We start from the raw sequence: 18,348 nt of genomic DNA, 5'->3' as shown, positions 1-18,348 counted from the left end.
TGGTCGATTGGCACGGTGTTTGGTTACCAAACGGCTATTGATCGTTTGGAGTGAAATCATGCGTTTTCTGATTGCCGCCGCGCTCTTGGCTTTTGCAGCCCCCGCCAGCGCCGTTACCATCACCGGGCTTGTCAACACCGGCGCCGGCTTTGCATTGGGCACCAACGGTGTCGACAGCAGCTGGCAGCTGTTCGGCGGTCCGGCCTTCGTCAGCGGCACCAATGGCGTGTTCCCGGTTGCCACCAACTGGCTGGCCGATACCGCCACCTCGCGCTGGATCACGCCGACCAGCAACGCCGGCGACAGCCTCAGCCCGGTGGCTGACGACAATTACGCCTACACGCTCAACTTCTCGCTGGCCGGCCTGATCCCCGGCACCGCGTCGTTCACCGGCCGGTTTGCTGCCGACAATCGGGTCACCTCGATCCTGCTCAACGGCAATCTGCTGGCAGCATCGGGCGGCGGCTTCACCAGCTGGACGGCGTTTGGCGCCAGCAGCGGCTTTGCGTCAGGCACCAACACGCTCACCTTCAACGTCACCAACGTCGGCCAGGTCAGCGGCAATCCGTCGGGTCTGCGCGTCGAATTCCTCACCAGCGACGCTTCCGTGGTGCCGGAACCGGCCAGCTGGGCGATGCTGATCGCCGGCTTTGGCCTGGTTGGTGCTGCGGCTCGCCGCCGCCGGATGGTGCCGACGGCCTAAGCCGTTACCGCCATCTCGTACAGAAAATCCACGAATCCCGCCGTGCAGCCCGCCAGGCCCTGCACGGCGGGATTTGTGCTTTCCACCACGAAATATTCGTTGGGAGCATGCGCGCCGCTGCCGTGGCCAAGGCCGAACTGGCCGGCTGGCAGCGAAACGGGCGGCTGGGTGAAGACGCTGCCAGGCCAGCTGCCGGCGCTGCGCGGGTAGAGCGTGGCGGGCGCGTTGAAGCGGCTGTAAACCGCCTGCTGGGCGCGCACGACGCGGGCGTCTTCGGCGGTTTCGGTCGGGTCGTAACCGCCGCTCACCACCACTTCGATATCGCCGAAACCGCGCTTGGCCAGGTGCGCCTTCAGCTTGGCTTCGGCCTCCCGGAACGTCTGGTTCGGCACCAGCCGGCATTCAAGCTTGGCTTCGGCGCGGCCGGGCAGCACGGTCTTGCCGCCTTGCCCGGTATAGCCGGCGACCAGGCCCTGGATGTTGACCGTGGGCTGCGAGGCCAGCCGTTCCAGTGACTGCTGCCACGGTTCGTTGTTGATCCACATCTTCACGCCCATCGCGCGTTTGGCCTCGGCCTCGCTCTGGCTGGCGGCCGTCATCGCGATCAATTCCTTTTCGCGTGCCGTCAGCCCGCGCACATTGTCGAACCAGCCGTCGATCGCCGGGGTGAAACCGTCTTCCTTCACCAGCGTGTTGAGCGCCTGCACCAGGTGCCATACGGGCGAATCCACGTGCGCGTGCTGGCTGGAATGGATGTCGATCTTCGGGCCCTTGCCCCAGCGTTCGCCGCTGGCAATCAGCTGGAACTCGATCGGGCCCTTGGCGCCCAGATTGATCACCGTGCTGCCATTGGCCGTCTGCCAGGCGGTGGGGATGACGATGCCATCGCATTTCTTGAGCGCGGCGAGCACTTCGGGGGCCTGCACGATCTGGTGGAAGTTGGGGGAGGCAATCTCCTCCTCACCTTCGGCCACCAGCACGAGGTTGACCGGCAGTTTCTGCCCGGCCGCCCGGAAGGCATGCAGCGCAGCCAGAAAGGCGGCTTCCGGGCCCTTCTGGTTGATGGCGCCGCGGCCAACGATCACCTGGCCCCAGCCCGGCTTGTTGGTGATGCGCGCCTCGAACGGCGGGCTGGACCATTCCGCCGGGTTCACCTGCTTCACGTCATACATGAAATAGATGCCCACCGTGCGCTTTGCCCCGGCATCGAGCGTGGCAAAGATGCCGGGCTGGCCCTTGGTCGGCATGCGCTTGACCATCTGGAAGCCGGCGTCCCTGATCATGCCCATGGTGTAGGCGCAGGCTTCTTCCATCTGCCAGTTTTCGGCGGCGATTCCGGGATGTTTGATCCAGTCCTGGATGCGGGCGATGTTTTCGGGCAGCTGCCGGTCGATCGCGGCGCGGATCTTCTTCTGGGCATCGGCAGCTGGGGCCACGGCGGCGCGGGCCGCACTGGCCATGCCCATGCCCGGCAACATCAAGGCGGCGCTGCCGGCCAGCAACTGGCGGCGATCAAGACTGGTCATGCATTCTCCCCATGGCCTGATTCGGCCCATCACGTCGGCCAGGTACGGCCGGCCGCCAAGCGGTGGAGAATAGGCGATTTTGACGACAGGAAAAGCCCTGCCTGCATGCTGCGCTGCGGCATCCTTGGATGCTGCGCTGCAGCAGCGTTACCGTGGTGCTAGGTAGTGATACGGCGGCAGATTGACACATGCGACAGTTTGGGTAAGGGGTGATTCTGCTGCGACGTCCTGTCGCGATCTGTCACGGATCGGCCCGTTGATGGGAGGCTGCAGCAGGGACTGGGTCGCACGTGCTCGTTGCCCATTCCGGCAAACAGGCGGGGAGGCCGTGGGCGCAGAGTGCCCAGCGATTTTCCCGAATGGGAGAGGAGTATAACATGGCTGACAATACCAAGGTCTACCCGACCGGGCTGACCGAAGCTGAAGCTACCGAGATCAACGAGGGCCTCAAGTGGGGCACCCGTATCTATGGTGCAATTGCCGTTCTGGCGCATATCCTGGCGTTCGCTTTGACGCCGTGGATGAAGTGAGCAAGGGAGACTGACACATGAATGAAGGTCGTATCTGGCTCTACGTCAGCCCGTCCGTTGGCATCCCGCTGCTGTTCGTCGGCTTTGTTGCCGCCTCGCTGCTCGTGCATGCTTCCATCCTCACGAACACCACTTGGTTCGCCGATTTCTGGCAGGGCGCTGCTGCTGCTCCGGCCGCGGAAATGGCCGCGCCGGCTGCCGAAGCCGCTGCTCCGGCTGCCGACGCCATGGCGCCGGCTGCTGAAGCCGCTCCGGCCGAAGCCGCTCCGGCTGAAGCTGCCAAGTAAGTCTTTGCCCCGGCCTCGCCGGGCAGACTGAAACGGGCCGGTGTCCCCACGGGGATGCCGGCCTTTTTCGTTGTGAAGCGGCGGCACGGGCCGGCGGCTCAGTTCCGCTACTAGGCTAGCGCTTGCGTGATCTGCGGCAGTTTCGCGCCGAGCGCTTCTTCAGCTTGAGGCAGATGAAGCGCAGCCCATGCCGAAGCCGCGTCGTGGCCCCGCTTCAATCCCGGGTGTCGTGGTTCAACAACGGCCACATCGCTGCCAGCGTGGCGGCCATCAGCGCAAGCTCAAGAGCGAAGATCAGCACATAGCCGTTGGCCGCCGCCGGCACATCAAGCCCCAGCGACAAGCCGCGGGCCGCATCGCGCATGACGCCGCCGATGGTGGCACCGATGCCCTGGCTGGTGGCCTGCACCGCGCCCCAGGCCCCCATGGCGATGCCAATCTGGCCCGTTGGCGCCAGCCGCATCGTGGCGGTGAGCGTGCCATGGCCGAACAGGCCAGTGCCGATCCCAGCCAGCAGCACGCCCAGCGTGAACAGTTCCGGCGTGTCGGATCCGGCGGCCATGATGATCAGGCCATAGGCGGGCAGGCCGATGACGGCGCCCAGGCTGGCCATGCGGAACGGATCGGCACCCAGGCTGAGGATGTAGGAGGCATAGGCAAAGCCCATCAGGCTGCCGAAGGCCATGATGGCGCTGAGCAGCGTGGTGGTGCCCACGCCCAGTTTCAGCACTTCGCCGCCATAAGGTTCCAGCACGATATCCGACATGGAAAAGGCCAGCGTGCCCAACCCGACCGCGATCAGGCGCAGCAGCGTCTTTTCCTTGCCCACGAACAGGTCCCAGCTTTGGCGGAACGTCGGGTCGGGCGTGGCCGGTTCGGTGCGCATGTAATGGGGCACGCGGGCTTCCTGTTTCCACAGCGCGATGAAATTCAGGAAGATGGTGACAACGGCGCTGCCCTGGATCACCTGGATCAGGCGGCCGTTGCTGAAATCCTCCAGCGCCCAGCCGAAGAACAGGGACGCCGCGATGGAGCCAAGCAGCAGCATGACATACATCAGGCCAACGACATTGGGCTGCTGTTCGGGCTTGGTAAGATCAGTGGCGAGGGCGAGGCCGACGGTCTGCGTTGTATGGATGCCGGCGCCGACCAGCAGGAAGGCCAATGCCGCGGCCGGCTGGCCCAGCCAGATGCGTTCATCATAGGCTTCCTGGGCGCCGGCCAGCACCAGCAGCGCAAACGGCATGATGGCGAGGCCGCCGAACTGCACCATCGTGCCGATGTAGATATAGGGTACCCGTCGCCAACCCAGCGCCGATTTGTGCGTATCCGATTTGTGGCCAATGAGCGCCCGAAACGGCGCGGCCAGCAGCGGCAGCGCCAGCATCACGCCCACCAGCGTCGCCGGCACGCCGAGTTCAACGATCATCACGCGATTCAGCGTGCCAACCAGCAGCACCAGGCTCATCCCCACGCTGACCTGAATGAGCGACAGGCGCAGCAGGCGCGACAGCGGCAATTCCGGGCTGGCGACATCGGCAAACGGCAGGAATTGGGCACCCCAGGTCATCCAGACCTTGGTGAGGCGGGCGTTGATGCCCTTTGCGGTGGGTTCAGAAGCCATGGTCAGCCTCAAAGCGGATTGCGGAGCCGTTGGCAATGGTCTCAATGACGACCTGCGTGCCGGCCTTCCTTCATTGCCACAATGGCTTCGTTGGCCAGTTCATCGGCGCGTTCGTTCTCCGGGTGGCCGGCGTGGCCCTTCACCCAGTGCCAGCGCACGACATGCGGGCGGGCGGCAGCAAGCAGGGCCTGCCACAGATCGTCGTTCTTCACCGGTTTCTTGTCGGCGGTTTTCCAGCCGTTCTTCTGCCAGCCGTGCACCCATTTCGAAATGCCGTCGCGCACATAGACACTGTCGGTGGTGAGATCGACCTCGCAGGGCCGGGTGAGGGCGTTCAGGGCCGAAATCGCCGCCTGCAATTCCATGCGGTTGTTGGTGGTGTGGGGCTCAGCGCCGTTCAGTTCCCGTTCCTTGGCGCCCGAACGCAGGATGGCGCCCCAGCCGCCGGGGCCGGGATTGCCCTTGCAGGCGCCATCGGTGAAGATCGCGACGCGCGGGCGCGCCGGGCCGTCATCAGCCACCCATCATCTCCGGTGTCGCCGCCAGATACCAGGTCAGGCGGCGGGCAAAGGCCATCGGATCCTTGCGGGTGACCAGCGCATCGGCCGGCGTGTTGAGCCAATCGAAGGCGCGGGTGAGCGTGAAGCGCAGCGCGGCGCCCGCCGCCAGCCGGGGCAGGGCAGCCAGCTCGGCAGCCGTGAGCCCGACTTCGGCCAGATAGCCGCTCATCAGGCCGGCGGCGCGTTCGGGGAAGAACTGCCGGCCATCGGCTGAGAAGCACCAGGCGGCGTGGGTGATGGCGACATCATAAGCGCGGGCATCAGTGCAGGCGAAATAGAAATCGATCAGGCCCGTGACGCGCCCTTCCAGCATCAGCACATTATCGGGAAACAGATCGGCATGGATGGTCGATTGCGGCAGGCCGGCGGGCCAGGCGGCCGCTGCGGCCAGCCCACGGGCCACGGCATCGGGCAGCGCGGCATCAATCTCGCTCAGCCGGCCGTTGCAGCGGGCGGCAAGCGGCGGCCACGCGGCGGGGCCAAGCGCGTTGGGACGCGGCGCGGTGAAATCGGCCAGTGCCTTGTGCATCCGGCCCAGCGCCGCGCCTACCTCGCGGGCGGCCTCCGGCGTGGCTTCGGTGACGCTCACTCCGGGCAGGAATTCGATCAGGCAGGCCGGGCGGCCGTTCAACACCTGCAGCACCTGGCCGCGGGCATCGGCGACCGGGCCGGGCACGGGCAGGCCCTTGGCCGCGAGATGGCCCATCAATGCCAGGAACCAGGGCAGATCGCCGGCATCGACGCGCTTTTCATAAAGCGTCAGGATGAAGCGCCCGCGTGTGGTTTCGAGCAGAAAATTGCTGTTTTCAACGCCCTCGGCGATGCCCTTGAAGCTGACAGCAGCGCCGACATCAAAGCTGGCCAGAAAGGCCGTCAGATCATCGGCGCTGACCGGGGTGTAGACGGCCATCGCCAGCGCCGTCGGATCAGGCGGTCAGCGAACGCGGCAGCTTGAACACCACTTCTTCCACCGCCGTGGTGATGTTTTCGGTGCTGACGGCAAAGCGTTCGTTCATCGCGGCCAGCACTTCCTGCACCAGCACTTCCGGGGCCGAAGCGCCGGCGGTGAGCCCGACCGTGGACACACCATCGAACCAGGCCCAATCAATTTCGGCCGCGCGCTGGATCAGCCAGCTGCGCGCGCCTTCGCGTTCGGCCACTTCGCGCAGACGCTGGCTGTTGCTGCTGTTGGCCGCGCCAATCACCAGCACCAGATCACAGCGCGGTGCCATTGCCTTCACCGCGGCCTGGCGGTTGGATGTGGCATAGCAGATGTCATCGCCGCGCGGTCCTTCGATCTCCGGGAAGCGCCGCTTCAGTTCGGCCACCATGTCCGAGGTATCGTCCACGCTCAGCGTCGTCTGGGTGAGGAAACCGAGCTTGCCGCTGCCCGGCGGCTGCACGGTCTGCGCGTCTTCCAGTGTTTCAATCAGGGTCATGGCGCCATCTGGGACCTGGCCAAAGGTGCCGATCACTTCCGGATGGCCCTGGTGGCCGATGAACAGGATGTGGCAGCCGCCGGCGACCAGCCGTTCGGCCTGACGATGCACCTTTGAAACCAGCGGACAGGTGGCATCCACATAGGTCAGCCCGCGCTCTTCGGCCTCGGCGGGCACGGCCTTGGGCACGCCATGGGCGGAAAACACCACCGGCACGCCATCGGGAACTTCATCGAGTTCCTCGACAAAGATGGCGCCCTTGGCCTTCAGGCTGTCGACCACGAACTTGTTGTGGACGATTTCATGACGCACGAAAACCGGCGCGCCCCAACGTTCAAGCGCGAGTTCAACGATATGGATGGCGCGATCCACGCCGGCGCAAAAGCCGCGCGGGGCGGCAACCAGCACGTTCAGGGCCGGCAGTTCGGCGGGAACAAAATCCATGGCGCTGTCCATGGCGGGGGCGACGTTGCTCATGGCCCGGCTGATACGCGATTGGCCCGGCCCGCGCCACAGTTTGTTGACGCTTGCCGTGACGCCTTTTGCCCCATAGGAGAGGGGCATGATGCGTCCCGCTCTTCGCCGTTCCGTCACCCTGGCCGCCGTTGTCGTACCGGCGCTGCTGCTGGCCGCCTGCGACCGCAATCCGCTGGTGGTGCGGCGCTCCTCGTGCCCGGCGGTGGCGGTGGCGGCCTATGCCGGCGACATGACGTTGTTCCGGCCGGGCGCAGCGGGCGCTGTTGCCGATGCGGCCAACATGGATGCCGTGGCGACCATCACCAATGTGCGCGATGAATGCGCCGAAACGGCCGATCAATTCGTGTCGCGCATCACCTATGACGTGATCGTGCGGCGCACCGACGCAGCACAAGCCCGTCAGTTCGTGCTGCCGGTGTTTGCGGCCGTGGTGCAGGCTGGCAACATCGTCAACGCAAAGCAGATTTCCCAGGTGACGGTGAATTTCGCCGCCGGCCAGGAACGCGCCGTGGCGCAGGGCACGGCCTCGGCCGGCGTATCGCGCACGGCAGCTGCCGTGCCGCAGGCCATTCTCGACAAGATCAATCGCAAGCGCCGTCCGGGCGAACTGGATGCCGCCACTGATCCGATGGCCGATCCCGAAGTGAAGGCTGCCCTGCGCGCTGCCAGCTTTGAAGTGCTGCTCGGCTTCCAGCTCGACGATCGCGCGCTGGCCTACAACATCGCCAAGTAAGCCGCTTCAGGGCAGCGATTCAGCGTGTACCGCTGTTGGCGGCGCGTTTTCGGCGCGGTTGAAGGTCAACGCCAGGGCAAGGCCGATCAGCAGAACAATCAGTTGCAGGCGTTTGGCAATCATGCCCTGTAGCTACGGCTGCGGGCCAACGCAGTTGCGGCATCGTGGTGGTCATTCGGGCAGTTGACTCTGCAAGCCGCTTCGCTCAATCGGCGTTCGTCGCCGGGGGCAACTCCGGCGCCGCGCGCGGGAGAGTGTGAAGCGCAAGTTTCACCGCCGAAGGAGCAAGCCGCCCCCGGAATCTCTCAGGCAAAAGGACCGCGCCGGCGTATTAGCGACACTCTGGAAAGCGGGTGCGGGCTCACGCCTTCACCCCACCGAAGGGGTAAGCCGGACATTGTCCGGTCAAAGCTCTCAGGTCTGGCGACAGTGGGGGAACCAGGTTTGGCACAAGGCTGAACCGTGACTGTTGCCGGGGGCCGTATGGCTGATGATGCCGATCTGAAAACACTGCCTTTGGATGCGCTGCACCGCCGCCTGGGCGCGCGCATGGTGTCTTTTGCTGGCTATGCCATGCCGATCCAGTTTGACGGCATCATCGCCGAGCATCTGTGGACGCGCGAGCATGCCGGCCTGTTCGATGTTTCGCACATGGGCCAGCTGTTGGTGGAAGGGGATGGCGCGGCCGCGTGGCTGGAAAGCCTGGCCCCCGGTGACTTCAAGGCACTGCAGCCCCACCGCGTGCGCTATTCGCTGCTGCTTGCGGACAATGGCGGCATCCTGGATGACCTGATGGTCACCAACACCGGCCGCAATTTCTATCTCGTCGTCAACGGTGCCACCAAGCATGGCGACATCGCCCACATGGCTGCGCGGCTGCCGGCTGGCATCACGTTGCACCACATGGAAGATCACGCGCTGCTCGCGCTGCAGGGCCCGCAGGCGGTGACGGTGATGAGTCGATTCGACCTCACTCCCGAGTCTGCGGACCAGCCGGCGTTTGCTGATCTGAAGTTCATGGCCGGCGCGCGCTGGCTGTGGAACGGCGTGCTGCTCGGCATCACCCGCTCGGGCTACACCGGCGAGGATGGCTACGAGATTTCGGTGCCATCCGAACATGCTGAAGCGCTGGCCGAGGCATTGCTGGCCCACGCCGAGGTGAAGCCGATCGGTCTGGGCGCCCGCGATTCGCTGCGGCTTGAAGCTGGCTTGCCGCTCTATGGCCATGATCTCGACCCGGAAACCACGCCGGTGGAGGCGGATCTGAGCTTTGCCATTTCCAAGCGCCGCAAGGCGGAAGGCGGCTTTCCGGGTGCAGAACGTGTGCTCGATCAACTGTTTAACGGCGCCGCCCGCAAGCGCGTGGGCCTCAACGTCGAAGGCCGCATGCCGGCGCGTGAAGGCGCGACGGTGTGGGTTGGCAGCGAACAGGTGGGCGTGCTGACATCGGGCGGGTTCGCGCCCAGCCTTAACGTGCCGATTGCGATGGCTTATGTGGCGACCGCGTTCAGTGCTGATGGCACCGCGCTCGAGATCGAAGTGCGGGGCAAGCGGATCGCGGCCACCGTGGTGCCGATGCCGTTCAAACAGAAAAATTATGTTCGGGAAGGGGACAAGAAATGAGCCGTCTTTACACGCAGGATCATGAATGGATCGACGTTGCTGGCGGTGAGGCCACCGTTGGCATCACCGATTATGCGCAAGGCCAGCTGGGCGACGTGGTGTTCGTCGATCTGCCCGATTCAGGCCGTGCCGTGACCAAGGGCGGGGAAGCCGCCGTGGTTGAATCGGTGAAGGCCGCGTCTGACGTCTATGCTCCGGTGTCGGGCACCGTCACCGAGTCCAATCCGGCGCTGGCCGACGATCCGTCGCTGGTCAACAGCGCGCCGGAAGCCGAAGGCTGGTTCTTCAAGCTCACCCTGTCCGACGCGTCGGAACTGGATGGCCTGATGGACAAGGCCGCTTACGACGCCTTCGTCGCCAGCCTGTAAGTGACCACAGGCACCGCCACGCGTTGGGATCCGTCCCTCTATGCGACCCACGCCGCCTTCGTGCCGGCGCTGGGTGCGGCGGTGCTTGACCTGTTGGCACCGCAGCCGGGCGAGCGCGTGCTCGATCTGGGCTGCGGCGACGGCGTGCTGACGCAGAAGTTGATCGCTGCCGGCTGCAGCGTGGTCGGTGTCGATGCCGATCCGGCGATGGTGGCGGCGGCGCACACCAAGGGCATTGATGCCCGGCTTGGGGATGCACGCGCGCTCGATTTCGATGCCGAATTCGACGCCGTCTTCACCAACGCTGCCCTGCACTGGGTCGGCCAGCCCGACGTCGTCACGGCGGGCGTAAAACGCGCGCTGAAACCTGGCGGGCGTTATGTCGGCGAATTCGGCGGCCACGCCAATATCGCCGCTATCCGCACCGCGCTGATTGCCGTGCTCGCCCGTCACGGCTTCCCGGCCGCTGGCAGCGAGACCAGCTACTATCCTACCGCCGAAGCCTTTCGCGCCGTTCTGGAACGTGGCGGCTTCGTGGTTGAAACCTGCGCCATCATCCCGCGCCCGACGCCCCTGCCGGAAAGCGGCATGGCCGGCTGGCTCGAAACCTTCCGCGGCGGCTTCATCGACGCCGCCGGTGTGCCTGAAGACCAACAAGACCAGATCATCACCGAAACCGTCGCTCTTCTCGTCCCGGCGCTGCAAGCCGCCGATGGCCAGTGGATCGCCGATTATGTCCGCATCCGTTTTTCCGCCCACCTGCCGGAGTAAGCCCCTTGCGTTATCTGCCCCTTTCCACGGCTGACCGTTCAGCCATGCTGGCCACCATCGGTGCCGCCAGCGTCGACGATCTGTTTCAGGACGTGCCGGCCGAAGCCGTGCTGGATGGCCCCATCGCCGGCCTGCCGAACCACGCCAGCGAAATGGCGGTGGAGCGCGCGCTGGTGAAGATGGCGGGCAAGAACAAGACCGCCAGCACCACGCCCTTCTTTGTCGGCTGCGGCGCCTACAAGCATCACGTGCCGGCCAGTGTCGACATGGTGATCCAGCGCGGCGAGTTCCTCACCGCCTACACGCCCTATCAGCCGGAAATCGCGCAAGGGACCCTGCAGGTCTTGTTCGAATTCCAGACCCAGGTGGCGCGGCTCACCGGCATGGAAGTGGCCAACGCTTCCATGTACGATGGCTCCACCGCGATGACCGAAGCAGTGTTCATGGCGCGGCGCATCACGCGCAAGAACAAGTGCATCGTGTCGGCCGGCGTCCATCCGCACTATACCTCGGTGTTGAAGACACTCACCCGCTTCACCGGCGATCTGGTGGAAGCCGGCGTGCCGAGCTTCACCAAGGGCGCACCCGGCGATGACTTGTCGTCGCTGATCACCAGCATTGATGCCGACACCAGTTGCGTTGTCGTGCAGAACCCCAATCTGTTTGGCCATATCGCCGATCTCACTCCGCTGGCCGATGCCTGCCACAAGGCCGGCGCGCTGCTGATCGTGGTGGTCACCGAAATTGTCTCGCTGGGTGCCATCAAGTCGCCGGGCGAAATGGGCGCCGATATCGTGGTCGGCGAAGGCCAGTCGCTCGGTGCCGGGCTGCTGTTCGGCGGGCCGTACCTTGGCCTGTTCGCCTGCCGCGAAAAGCATGTGCGCCAGGCGCCGGGCCGGCTGTGCGGCGAAACCGTGGACGCCAGCGGCAAGCGTGGTTTCGTGCTGACTCTGTCCACTCGCGAACAGCATATCCGCCGCGAGAAGGCGACCAGCAACATCTGCACCAACTCCGGCCTGATCGCGCTGGCCTTCTCGGCGCATCTGTCGCTGCTGGGCGAAAAGGGCCTGCGCCATCTGGCTGCCCTCAATCACGCCCGCGCCGTGCAGCTGGCTGATCGGCTGGGCCGCGTGCCGGGCGTGACGCTGCTGAATGGCCCGTTCTTCAACGAGTTCACGCTGGATCTCGGTCGGGAAGCCCGCCCTGTCGTGCGCAAGCTTGCCGAAAAGGGCGTGCTCGGCGGTGTGTCGCTGGGCCGGTTGTGGCCGGGCGAAAAGGCGCTGGCCAACGGCATGATCGTGGCGGTGACCGAAACCGCGACCGACGAGGATTTTGACGCGTATGAAGACGCGCTGGATGAGGTGATGGCGTAATGAGCACCGAAATGAACAATGTGGGCCGTCCCACCCGTCTGGTCGCCGGCACCGGCGCGGCGGTCGAAACCTTCACCGGCAACCGCGCACTGATGCTGGAAGAACCGCTGCTGTTCGAGCGCGGTTCGCTCGATACCTCGGGGGTCGATCTGCCGCCGGTGCCGCCAGTGCCGGATCGCCTTGCCGGCCTCAGCCGCGATGCCGTGATCGGCCTGCCGGGCTTTTCCGAGCCGGAAGCCGTGCGCCACTACACTCGCCTGTCGCGGCAGAATTATGCCATCGATCTGGGCATCTTCCCGCTGGGTTCGTGCACGATGAAGCACAACCCGCGTTTGAACGAGAAGATGGCACGGCTGCCCGGCTTTGCCGATATTCACCCGCTGCAGCCGCAATCCACCGTGCAAGGCGCGTTGGAACTGATCGACGTGCTCGCCGATTGGCTGATGAAGCTGACCGGCATGCCGGCCGTCGCCATGAGCCCCAAGGCTGGCGCCCACGGCGAGCTTTGCGGCATGCTGGCGATCCGCGCTGCGCTCGATGCGCGCGGTGATGAACGCCGCGTCGTGCTGGTGCCGGAATCGGCGCACGGCACCAACCCGGCGACCGCAGCCTTCTGCGGGTTCACGGTGGAAAACATCCCCGCCAACGCCCGCGGCCGCGTTGATCTGGATGCCATGCTCGCCCGGCTTGGCCCGGATGTGGCGGCGGTGATGATCACCAATCCCAACACCTGCGGCCTGTTCGAGCCTGATCTGAAGACCATTTCCGATGCGGTGCATGCCGTGGGCGGCTATGTCTATTGCGACGGCGCCAACTTCAACGCCATCGTCGGCCGCGTGCGCCCCGGCGATCTGGGCGTGGATGCCATGCACATCAACCTGCACAAGACCTTCTCCACCCCGCACGGTGGCGGCGGGCCGGGTTCGGGCCCGGTCGTGCTGTCGGCCGCGCTCGCCCCGTTCGCGCCGATCCCGTTTGTGCGGCGGACGGCCAATGGCCTGGAACTGGTCGAGGAGGACACCGCCGGCACCCACGCTGCCGACAGCTTTGGCCGCATGGTCGCCTTCCACGGCCAGATGGGCATGTTTGTCCGCGCGCTCAGCTACATGATGAGCCACGGTGCCGATGGCCTGCGCCAGGTCGCGGAGGATGCGGTGCTCAATGCCAATTACATCCTTGCCAGCCTGAAGGACCTCTACACGGCGCCATTCGCGGAGAGCGGCCCGTGCATGCATGAAGCCCTGTTCTCGGATGACTTCCTGGAGGGCACCGGCCTTTCGACCATCGATCTGGCCAAGGCGCTGATCGACGAAGGCTTCCACCCGATGACCATGTATTTCCCGCTCGTCGTCCACGGCGCGATGCTGGTCGAACCGACCGAGACGGAGAGCAAGGCCAATCTTGATCAGCTGATCGGCGCGATGCGCCATGTGGCAACGCAGATGCTGGCCGATCCGGATGCCTGGCGCAGTGCCCCGCACTTCGCGCCGCGCCGCCGGCTCGACGAAACGTTGGCTGCACGCAAGCCGGTGCTGGCCTTCAAGGACAGCGAGGCGGCCTAATTCCAGCGGGCAAGGATGGCATAATCGCTGCCATCCTTGCCCATGCGGCTTTCGAACAGGGCAAAACCGTCCACCGGCCAAGTGAGACGGGGGATGGGCGACTGCGGCCAGAGGGTCGCGCCGATCATGCTGCGGCCGCGCGCCACCGTGATGTGGGGCAGGAAGGCACGGCTTTCCGGCGGCAGACCGACGCTTGCCAGCGCGGCGTTGATGGATTTCGCCAGCCGTTCCATCGCCTCGGCCGGGCGCACGCCGACCCACAGCGTGTCGATGCGGCCACGATGTTCGAACAGGCCGGGATCGCCGAGTTCAGCCACGAACGGCCGCACATTCACCCGGCCCAGCGCCGCAGCAATGTCGGCGGCAGTATGGCGATCCACGTCGCCGATGAAGCGCAGGGTGAGGTGGAGCTGTGCGGCCGTTTGCCAGCGCGCATCAGCGACACCGCCCATGCTGGCCAGCAGGGCCGTCTTGATGCTCTCCTGCAGATCGAGGCCGACGAACAGCCGCATCACTTGATCAGCGCAAGTTCCCGTTCCACCGCCGGCAGGATGCGCTTCACCATCACCTGAACGCCCTTGCCGTTGGGGTGCATGCCATCGGCCAGCTGCAGGCCGGGCTGCGCGGCGACGCCATCCAGGAAGAAGGGATAGAGCGAAACGCCGTTGGCCTTGGCCACCGCCGGGAACATGGTTTCAAATTCCGTCACATAGGCCTTGCCCAGGGTGGGATTGGCCCGCATCCCGGCGACCAGCACACGCGCGCCCTTGGCCTTGAACGCCTTCACCATCGCATCGAGATTCGCGCGCGCCGTCTTCGGCGGCTGCCCGCGCAGCATGTCGTTGGCGCCCAATTCCAGCACCACCAGATCCGGTTTCTGCTTCATGCCGGCCAGCACCCAGTTCACCCGCGCGCGCCCCTGCGTGCTGGTATCGCCCGACACGCCGGCGCCGACCACGGTCACGTCGCGGCCTTTTGCCTTCAAGGCTTTTTCCAGTTGCGGGGCAAAGCCCTGGCCGGGCGGCAGTTGATAGCCGGCCGTCAAGCTGTCGCCATAGGCCAGCACCACCAGCGGCCGTGCCAGTACTGCCTGCGACATGAACAGCGCGCCAAACAGCAACGCCATCTGGTAAAACGCACTGCGAACACCTAATTCGGGCAAGACTCGAATCCTTTCAGCCAAGCGGGACGCGGATGAACAGCCATATGGTGATTGAAGCCCGCGATGTCACCCTGCGGCTGGGCAGCGGCGATGCCGCAGTTGATGTGCTGCGCGGGTTGACGCTGGATGTGCCGGCCGGCCAGCGCATTGCCATCCTCGGGCCGTCGGGCTCCGGCAAATCCTCGGCAATGGCTGTCCTCTCCGGCATGGAACGGGCGAGCAGCGGCAGCGTGCGCGTGGCCGGCGCCGAATTCACCACCATGGACGAAGATGGCCTGGCCCGCGCTCGCCGCGGCCGCATCGGCATCGTGCTGCAGGCCTTCCACCTGATCCCCACCATGACCGCGCTCGAAAACGTTGCGGTGCCGCTGGAACTGGCCGGCGAGACTGACGTGCAGGCCCGTGCCAAGGCCGAATTGGAAGCGGTGGGCCTCGGTCATCGCCTCCACCACTATCCCACCCAGCTTTCCGGCGGGGAGCAGCAGCGCGTCGCCATTGCCCGCGCCCTCGTCGGCCGCCCGGCGCTGATCTTTGCCGATGAACCGACCGGCAATCTGGATGCCGCCACGGGTGCCGCGATCATCGAACTGCTGTTCGGTCGGCTCACCGAAACCGGCGCGACGCTGGTGCTGATCACCCATGATGCCGATCTGGCGCCGCTGTGTGATCGCATCATCACCATGCGCGACGGGCTGATCGTGGATGACCGGATGAATCTGGCGCAAGCCGCCGAATAAGGGGAAAAGACCATGACATTGTTCAGCTATTTCGACGGTACCGACGAACTGGAAGCCTATCTGGCGCTGCCGGCCGGCGATGGCCCGTTCCCCTGCGTGCTGATCGCGCCGAACTGGGTGGGGCAAACCGCGTGGGACAACGCTGTGGCCGACAAGCTCGCCGCGCTTGGTTACGCGGCCATGGCCATCGATGTGTATGGCAAGGGTCGCCGCGGCGATCCTGCCGGCGATAACAGCGGGTTGATGGGCCCGTGGGTGGGTGATCGTGCTGCGCTGCGCCAGCGCCTGCTCGCCGCTGTCGATGCCGCTGCCGCACTCGGCAAGGTCGACGCCAATCGCATGGCGATCATCGGCTATTGCTTCGGCGGCTTGTGCGCGCTCGACGTCGCCCGCGCCTGCGATCCGCGTGTCAAGGCGGCGGTCAGCTTCCACGGCATCTACAATCCGGGCCTTGGTGCCTCCGGGCCGATCACCGCCAAGGTGATGGCGCTGCACGGCTGGGAAGACCCATACACGCCGCCGCAGGATCACCACGCGCTCGCGGCCGAAATGACCGCGGCCGGCGCTGATTGGCAGATCCACGCCTATGGCGGCACCTATCACAGCTTCACCAACGAGCACGCCAACGCGCCCGGCACCGCAATGTACAATCCGGCGGCCGACAAGCGCAGTTGGGCCGCGATGACCGGTTTGCTGGCTGAAACCCTCTGAGTCTCGCCCTTCGCCTTGCCTTGCGGGAATTGCGCGGCGGCCTGGCTGGCCTGCGCATCCTGGCCGTATGCCTAGTGCTCGGCGTCGCCGCGCTCGCTGGGGTCGGCAGTCTCGCCAGCGCCATCAATGCCGGACTGGCCGAACGCGGCCAGTTTCTGATGGGCGGCGATGTGGCGCTGCGCGTTTCGGGACGAAACCCCACGCCGGAACAGCGGGCTGCCGCTGCCGCACTCGGCACCGTGGGCGACGTGGTGAAACTGCGCGGCATGGTCAGCCGCGGCGATGGCGGCGATTCCGTTCTCGCCGAAGTGAAGGCAGTTGATGCAACCTGGCCGCACTACGGCCGGGTGGTGCTGGAAGGCGGCGGGCGCGTTGGCCCCGGCATGGCCGCCGCCCAGCCGGTGCTGGCCGACAAGCTGGGCCTGAAGCCCGGTGACCGGCTGCAACTGGGGCAGGCCACGCTCACCTATGCCGGCACGCTGGTGGAAGAGCCAGATCGCGCTGGCGATGGCTTTGGCTTCGGCCCTGGCCTGGTGGTGAACGTGAAGGATCTGGAACGGGCCGAACTCATCTCTCTGGGCAGCCTTTACACCAGCGAATTGCGGGTGAAGCTGAAACCCGGCGTTTCCGTCGACGCCGCGCGCGAGCGGCTGGAGGCCGTGGCCGGTGATGGTGGCCGCGTGCGCGATCGCAGCAACGGCGCGCCCGGTACCCGCAATTTCGTCAACCAGTTGGGCCAGTTTCTCAGCCTGGTTGGCCTCACGGCGCTGGTGGTGGCCGGCGTCGGCGTGGCGGGCGGTGTTTCCGCCTATCTTGGCGCCCGCACCCGCACCATCGCCACGCTGAAAGTGCTGGGGGCCGATTCGGCCACCGTGCGCGCCGTCTATCTGTGGCAACTCGCGCTGGTGTCGAGCGGCGCGGTGCTGATCGGGCTGGCCATCGGCGCGGCGACGCCTGGTGCAGTGGCGCAGCTGGCGGCCGCCAGCCTGCCGGTGCCACCGGCCACCGGGTTGCAATGGGGCGCGCTCGCCCAAGCGGCCTATTATGGCCTGGCCATCGCATTGGCCTTTGCCTTGTGGCCACTGGCGGAAGGCGCTGGGATGCCGGCCGCACGCTTGCTGCGCAGCCTGACCGAGAAACGCGCCCGCCCTGACAACACCACATTGGCGATCATAGCGGCAGCCGGCATTTCCGTGCTGGCGCTGGTCGTGCTGCTGGCGGACGAACAATTGTTCGTGATGGGCTTCCTGGCCGGTGCCATCGGCCTGATCGCCGTGCTGTGGGCGCTGGCGGCTGGCGTGAAGTGGCTGGCGGCGCGGGTGCCCAAGCCCAAGGGCACGCTGGCGCGCCTCGCCCTGGCCAATCTGCATCGCCCCGGCGCGCCAACGCGCAATCTGGTGGTGGCGCTCGGCCTTGGTCTCACCCTGTTTGCCACGCTGGCCACGATCGAGGGCAATCTGGCCAGCCAGATCAACCGCACTATTCCCACCAAGGCCCCCAGCTTCTTCGTGCTCGATATCCCCAATGATCAAAAGGCCGCCTTTGCCGCGCTGGTGCAGGGCACGGCGCCCGGTGCGCGCACGGTGATCGTGCCGTCCCTGCGTGGCCCAGTGACGGCGGTGAACGGCGTGCCGGCACAGCAGATCAAGGCCGGTGCCGAAGGCTGGATCCTGCGCGGCGACCGCGGGCTTTCGTACGCGGCCGATTTCCCGGAGGCCAACACGTTGGTTTCCGGCAAATGGTGGCCGCGCGATTATAGCGGCCCGCCGTTGATCAGCCTTGATGATCAGGCCGCCCAGGCGCTGGGCCTGAAGGTGGGCGACACGCTGAGCGTCTCCGTGCTGGGCGTGGACATCACCGCCCGCATCGCCAACACGCGCAAGATCGACTGGCAGTCGCTGGGCTTCAACTTCGCCATATTGTTCGCTCCGGGTGCACTGGAAGCCGCCCCGCATGGTTGGATGGCCACCGTGCAGGTGGCCCCCACCAAAGAACGTGCCGTCGCCCGGGCGCTTTCGGCTCAGTTCCCCACCGCTTCCGTGGTGCGCGTGAAGGATGTGATCGGCCAGGTGCAGACGCTGCTGGGCCAGCTTTCCGCCGCCATCCGCGCGGCGGCCAGCGTCACCGTTGCGGCGGGCATTGCCGTGCTGGTCGGCGCACTG

General features: G+C 65.9%; 19 protein-coding genes and 2 riboswitches. Of the genes, 12 read left to right on the top strand and 7 right to left on the bottom strand.

Features of this window, described 5'->3' with window-relative positions; translation table 11 throughout:
- Positions 1 to 58 precede the first annotated feature (58 nt).
- Positions 59 to 703 carry a PEPxxWA-CTERM sorting domain-containing protein gene (locus RT662_RS06950; RefSeq protein WP_313669980.1) on the top strand — a complete coding sequence of 215 codons (645 nt, stop codon included), beginning with the start codon at positions 59 to 61 and terminating at the stop codon, positions 701 to 703.
- On the opposite strand, the gene RT662_RS06945 is transcribed toward RT662_RS06950, so the two are convergent.
- Positions 700 to 2,229 carry a M20/M25/M40 family metallo-hydrolase gene (locus RT662_RS06945; protein WP_313669979.1) on the bottom strand — a complete coding sequence of 510 codons (1,530 nt, stop codon included), beginning with the start codon at positions 2,227 to 2,229 and terminating at the stop codon, positions 700 to 702. The two genes, RT662_RS06950 and RT662_RS06945, sit on opposite strands and share 4 nt — an antisense overlap.
- Positions 2,230 to 2,606: 377 nt before the next feature.
- On the opposite strand from RT662_RS06945, the gene RT662_RS06940 reads away from it, so the two are divergent.
- Positions 2,607 to 2,759 carry a light-harvesting protein gene (locus RT662_RS06940; RefSeq protein ID WP_303780368.1) on the top strand — a complete coding sequence of 51 codons (153 nt, stop codon included), beginning with the start codon at positions 2,607 to 2,609 and terminating at the stop codon, positions 2,757 to 2,759.
- Positions 2,760 to 2,776: 17 nt separating this feature from the next.
- Positions 2,777 to 3,046 (top strand): light-harvesting protein, encoded by a 270-nt coding sequence (locus RT662_RS06935; protein WP_303780369.1) that lies wholly within the window; start codon positions 2,777 to 2,779, stop codon positions 3,044 to 3,046.
- A 214-nt stretch (positions 3,047 to 3,260) separates the two neighbouring features.
- On the opposite strand, the gene RT662_RS06930 is transcribed toward RT662_RS06935, so the two are convergent.
- The 4 genes from RT662_RS06930 to ispH are packed head-to-tail and all read right to left on the bottom strand — an operon-like array spanning position 3,261 to position 7,113.
- On the bottom strand, positions 3,261 to 4,670 hold the full coding sequence (locus RT662_RS06930; protein ID WP_313669978.1) for a BCD family MFS transporter: 1,410 nt from the start codon (positions 4,668 to 4,670) through the stop codon (positions 3,261 to 3,263).
- Between the two features lie 41 nt (positions 4,671 to 4,711).
- The gene (gene rnhA / locus RT662_RS06925) at positions 4,712 to 5,191 is read right to left on the bottom strand and encodes a ribonuclease HI (RefSeq protein ID WP_313669977.1); all 480 of its coding nucleotides are present in this window, start codon (positions 5,189 to 5,191) and stop codon (positions 4,712 to 4,714) included.
- Positions 5,184 to 6,140 carry a homoserine kinase gene (thrB, locus tag RT662_RS06920; RefSeq protein ID WP_313669976.1) on the bottom strand — a complete coding sequence of 319 codons (957 nt, stop codon included), beginning with the start codon at positions 6,138 to 6,140 and terminating at the stop codon, positions 5,184 to 5,186. Before thrB ends, rnhA begins: the two co-directional genes overlap by 8 nt.
- Before the next feature lie 16 nt (positions 6,141 to 6,156).
- Complete coding sequence (gene ispH / locus RT662_RS06915; RefSeq protein ID WP_313669996.1) at positions 6,157 to 7,113, bottom strand: 4-hydroxy-3-methylbut-2-enyl diphosphate reductase; 957 nt, start codon at positions 7,111 to 7,113, stop codon at positions 6,157 to 6,159.
- A gap of 118 nt (positions 7,114 to 7,231) precedes the next feature.
- On the opposite strand from ispH, the gene RT662_RS06910 reads away from it, so the two are divergent.
- The 6 genes from RT662_RS06910 to gcvPB all read left to right on the top strand — a co-directional run bounded on the left by RT662_RS06910 (position 7,232) and on the right by gcvPB (position 13,576).
- Positions 7,232 to 7,879, top strand: coding sequence for a hypothetical protein (locus RT662_RS06910; RefSeq protein WP_313669975.1), 648 nt, complete (start codon positions 7,232 to 7,234; stop codon positions 7,877 to 7,879).
- A gap of 237 nt (positions 7,880 to 8,116) precedes the next feature.
- Positions 8,117 to 8,210: riboswitch (glycine riboswitch) on the top strand.
- A gap of 1 nt (position 8,211) precedes the next feature.
- Positions 8,212 to 8,319, top strand: a riboswitch (glycine riboswitch).
- Between the two features lie 43 nt (positions 8,320 to 8,362).
- Positions 8,363 to 9,502 carry a glycine cleavage system aminomethyltransferase GcvT gene (gcvT, locus tag RT662_RS06905; protein ID WP_313669974.1) on the top strand — a complete coding sequence of 380 codons (1,140 nt, stop codon included), beginning with the start codon at positions 8,363 to 8,365 and terminating at the stop codon, positions 9,500 to 9,502.
- Positions 9,499 to 9,870 (top strand): glycine cleavage system protein GcvH, encoded by a 372-nt coding sequence (gcvH, locus tag RT662_RS06900; RefSeq protein WP_303794541.1) that lies wholly within the window; start codon positions 9,499 to 9,501, stop codon positions 9,868 to 9,870. Before gcvT ends, gcvH begins: the two co-directional genes overlap by 4 nt.
- Positions 9,871 to 10,641: a methyltransferase domain-containing protein gene (locus tag RT662_RS06895; RefSeq protein ID WP_313669973.1), complete on the top strand. Its 771-nt coding sequence runs from the start codon at positions 9,871 to 9,873 to the stop codon at positions 10,639 to 10,641.
- A 5-nt stretch (positions 10,642 to 10,646) separates the two neighbouring features.
- Positions 10,647 to 12,014, top strand: coding sequence for an aminomethyl-transferring glycine dehydrogenase subunit GcvPA (gene gcvPA / locus RT662_RS06890; RefSeq protein WP_313669972.1), 1,368 nt, complete (start codon positions 10,647 to 10,649; stop codon positions 12,012 to 12,014).
- Complete coding sequence (gcvPB, locus tag RT662_RS06885) at positions 12,014 to 13,576, top strand: aminomethyl-transferring glycine dehydrogenase subunit GcvPB (RefSeq protein WP_409530142.1); 1,563 nt, start codon at positions 12,014 to 12,016, stop codon at positions 13,574 to 13,576. Before gcvPA ends, gcvPB begins: the two co-directional genes overlap by 1 nt.
- Here the strand turns inward: gcvPB and thpR are convergent.
- Both thpR and RT662_RS06875 read right to left on the bottom strand, forming a co-directional pair.
- Positions 13,573 to 14,088, bottom strand: coding sequence for an RNA 2',3'-cyclic phosphodiesterase (thpR, locus tag RT662_RS06880; protein WP_313669994.1), 516 nt, complete (start codon positions 14,086 to 14,088; stop codon positions 13,573 to 13,575). The genes gcvPB and thpR overlap by 4 nt on opposite strands.
- Positions 14,088 to 14,702 (bottom strand): arylesterase, encoded by a 615-nt coding sequence (locus tag RT662_RS06875; protein ID WP_313669971.1) that lies wholly within the window; start codon positions 14,700 to 14,702, stop codon positions 14,088 to 14,090. Before RT662_RS06875 ends, thpR begins: the two co-directional genes overlap by 1 nt.
- A 68-nt stretch (positions 14,703 to 14,770) precedes the next feature.
- Between RT662_RS06875 and RT662_RS06870 the strand changes: the two genes are divergently transcribed.
- From RT662_RS06870 to RT662_RS06860, 3 genes are all read left to right on the top strand, one after another.
- Positions 14,771 to 15,475 carry an ATP-binding cassette domain-containing protein gene (locus tag RT662_RS06870; RefSeq protein WP_313669970.1) on the top strand — a complete coding sequence of 235 codons (705 nt, stop codon included), beginning with the start codon at positions 14,771 to 14,773 and terminating at the stop codon, positions 15,473 to 15,475.
- Between the two features lie 12 nt (positions 15,476 to 15,487).
- On the top strand, positions 15,488 to 16,186 hold the full coding sequence (locus RT662_RS06865) for a dienelactone hydrolase family protein (protein ID WP_313669969.1): 699 nt from the start codon (positions 15,488 to 15,490) through the stop codon (positions 16,184 to 16,186).
- 20 nt (positions 16,187 to 16,206) lie between these two features.
- Positions 16,207 to 18,348: ABC transporter permease (locus RT662_RS06860; protein ID WP_313669968.1), on the top strand; the 2,142-nt coding region annotated here is incomplete at its 3' end.

The sequence above is a fragment of the Sandarakinorhabdus sp. genome, assembly GCF_032115815.1.
Classification (GTDB): domain Bacteria; phylum Pseudomonadota; class Alphaproteobacteria; order Sphingomonadales; family Sphingomonadaceae; genus Sandarakinorhabdus.
The sequence above is the reverse complement of the archived record's forward strand: the minus strand, read 5'-3'. Positions and strand labels throughout refer to the sequence as shown.

Bases quoted from the DNA above. Each gene is read 5' to 3' on its own strand.
- gcvPB (WP_409530142.1), top strand. From the start codon at position 12,014: ATGAGCACCGAAATGAACAATGTGGGCCGTCCCACCCGTCTGGTCGCC.
- thrB (WP_313669976.1), bottom strand. From the start codon at position 6,140: ATGGCCGTCTACACCCCGGTCAGCGCCGATGATCTGACGGCCTTTCTG.
- RT662_RS06870 (WP_313669970.1), top strand. From the start codon at position 14,771: ATGAACAGCCATATGGTGATTGAAGCCCGCGATGTCACCCTGCGGCTG.
- RT662_RS06950 (WP_313669980.1), top strand. From the start codon at position 59: ATGCGTTTTCTGATTGCCGCCGCGCTCTTGGCTTTTGCAGCCCCCGCC.
- RT662_RS06910 (WP_313669975.1), top strand. From the start codon at position 7,232: ATGATGCGTCCCGCTCTTCGCCGTTCCGTCACCCTGGCCGCCGTTGTC.
- RT662_RS06930 (WP_313669978.1), bottom strand. From the start codon at position 4,670: ATGGCTTCTGAACCCACCGCAAAGGGCATCAACGCCCGCCTCACCAAG.
- ispH (WP_313669996.1), bottom strand. From the start codon at position 7,113: ATGGATTTTGTTCCCGCCGAACTGCCGGCCCTGAACGTGCTGGTTGCC.
- thpR (WP_313669994.1), bottom strand. From the start codon at position 14,088: ATGCGGCTGTTCGTCGGCCTCGATCTGCAGGAGAGCATCAAGACGGCC.
- RT662_RS06875 (WP_313669971.1), bottom strand. From the start codon at position 14,702: ATGGCGTTGCTGTTTGGCGCGCTGTTCATGTCGCAGGCAGTACTGGCA.
- RT662_RS06940 (WP_303780368.1), top strand. From the start codon at position 2,607: ATGGCTGACAATACCAAGGTCTACCCGACCGGGCTGACCGAAGCTGAA.
- gcvH (WP_303794541.1), top strand. From the start codon at position 9,499: ATGAGCCGTCTTTACACGCAGGATCATGAATGGATCGACGTTGCTGGC.
- gcvT (WP_313669974.1), top strand. From the start codon at position 8,363: ATGGCTGATGATGCCGATCTGAAAACACTGCCTTTGGATGCGCTGCAC.
- RT662_RS06945 (WP_313669979.1), bottom strand. From the start codon at position 2,229: ATGACCAGTCTTGATCGCCGCCAGTTGCTGGCCGGCAGCGCCGCCTTG.
- RT662_RS06865 (WP_313669969.1), top strand. From the start codon at position 15,488: ATGACATTGTTCAGCTATTTCGACGGTACCGACGAACTGGAAGCCTAT.
- RT662_RS06935 (WP_303780369.1), top strand. From the start codon at position 2,777: ATGAATGAAGGTCGTATCTGGCTCTACGTCAGCCCGTCCGTTGGCATC.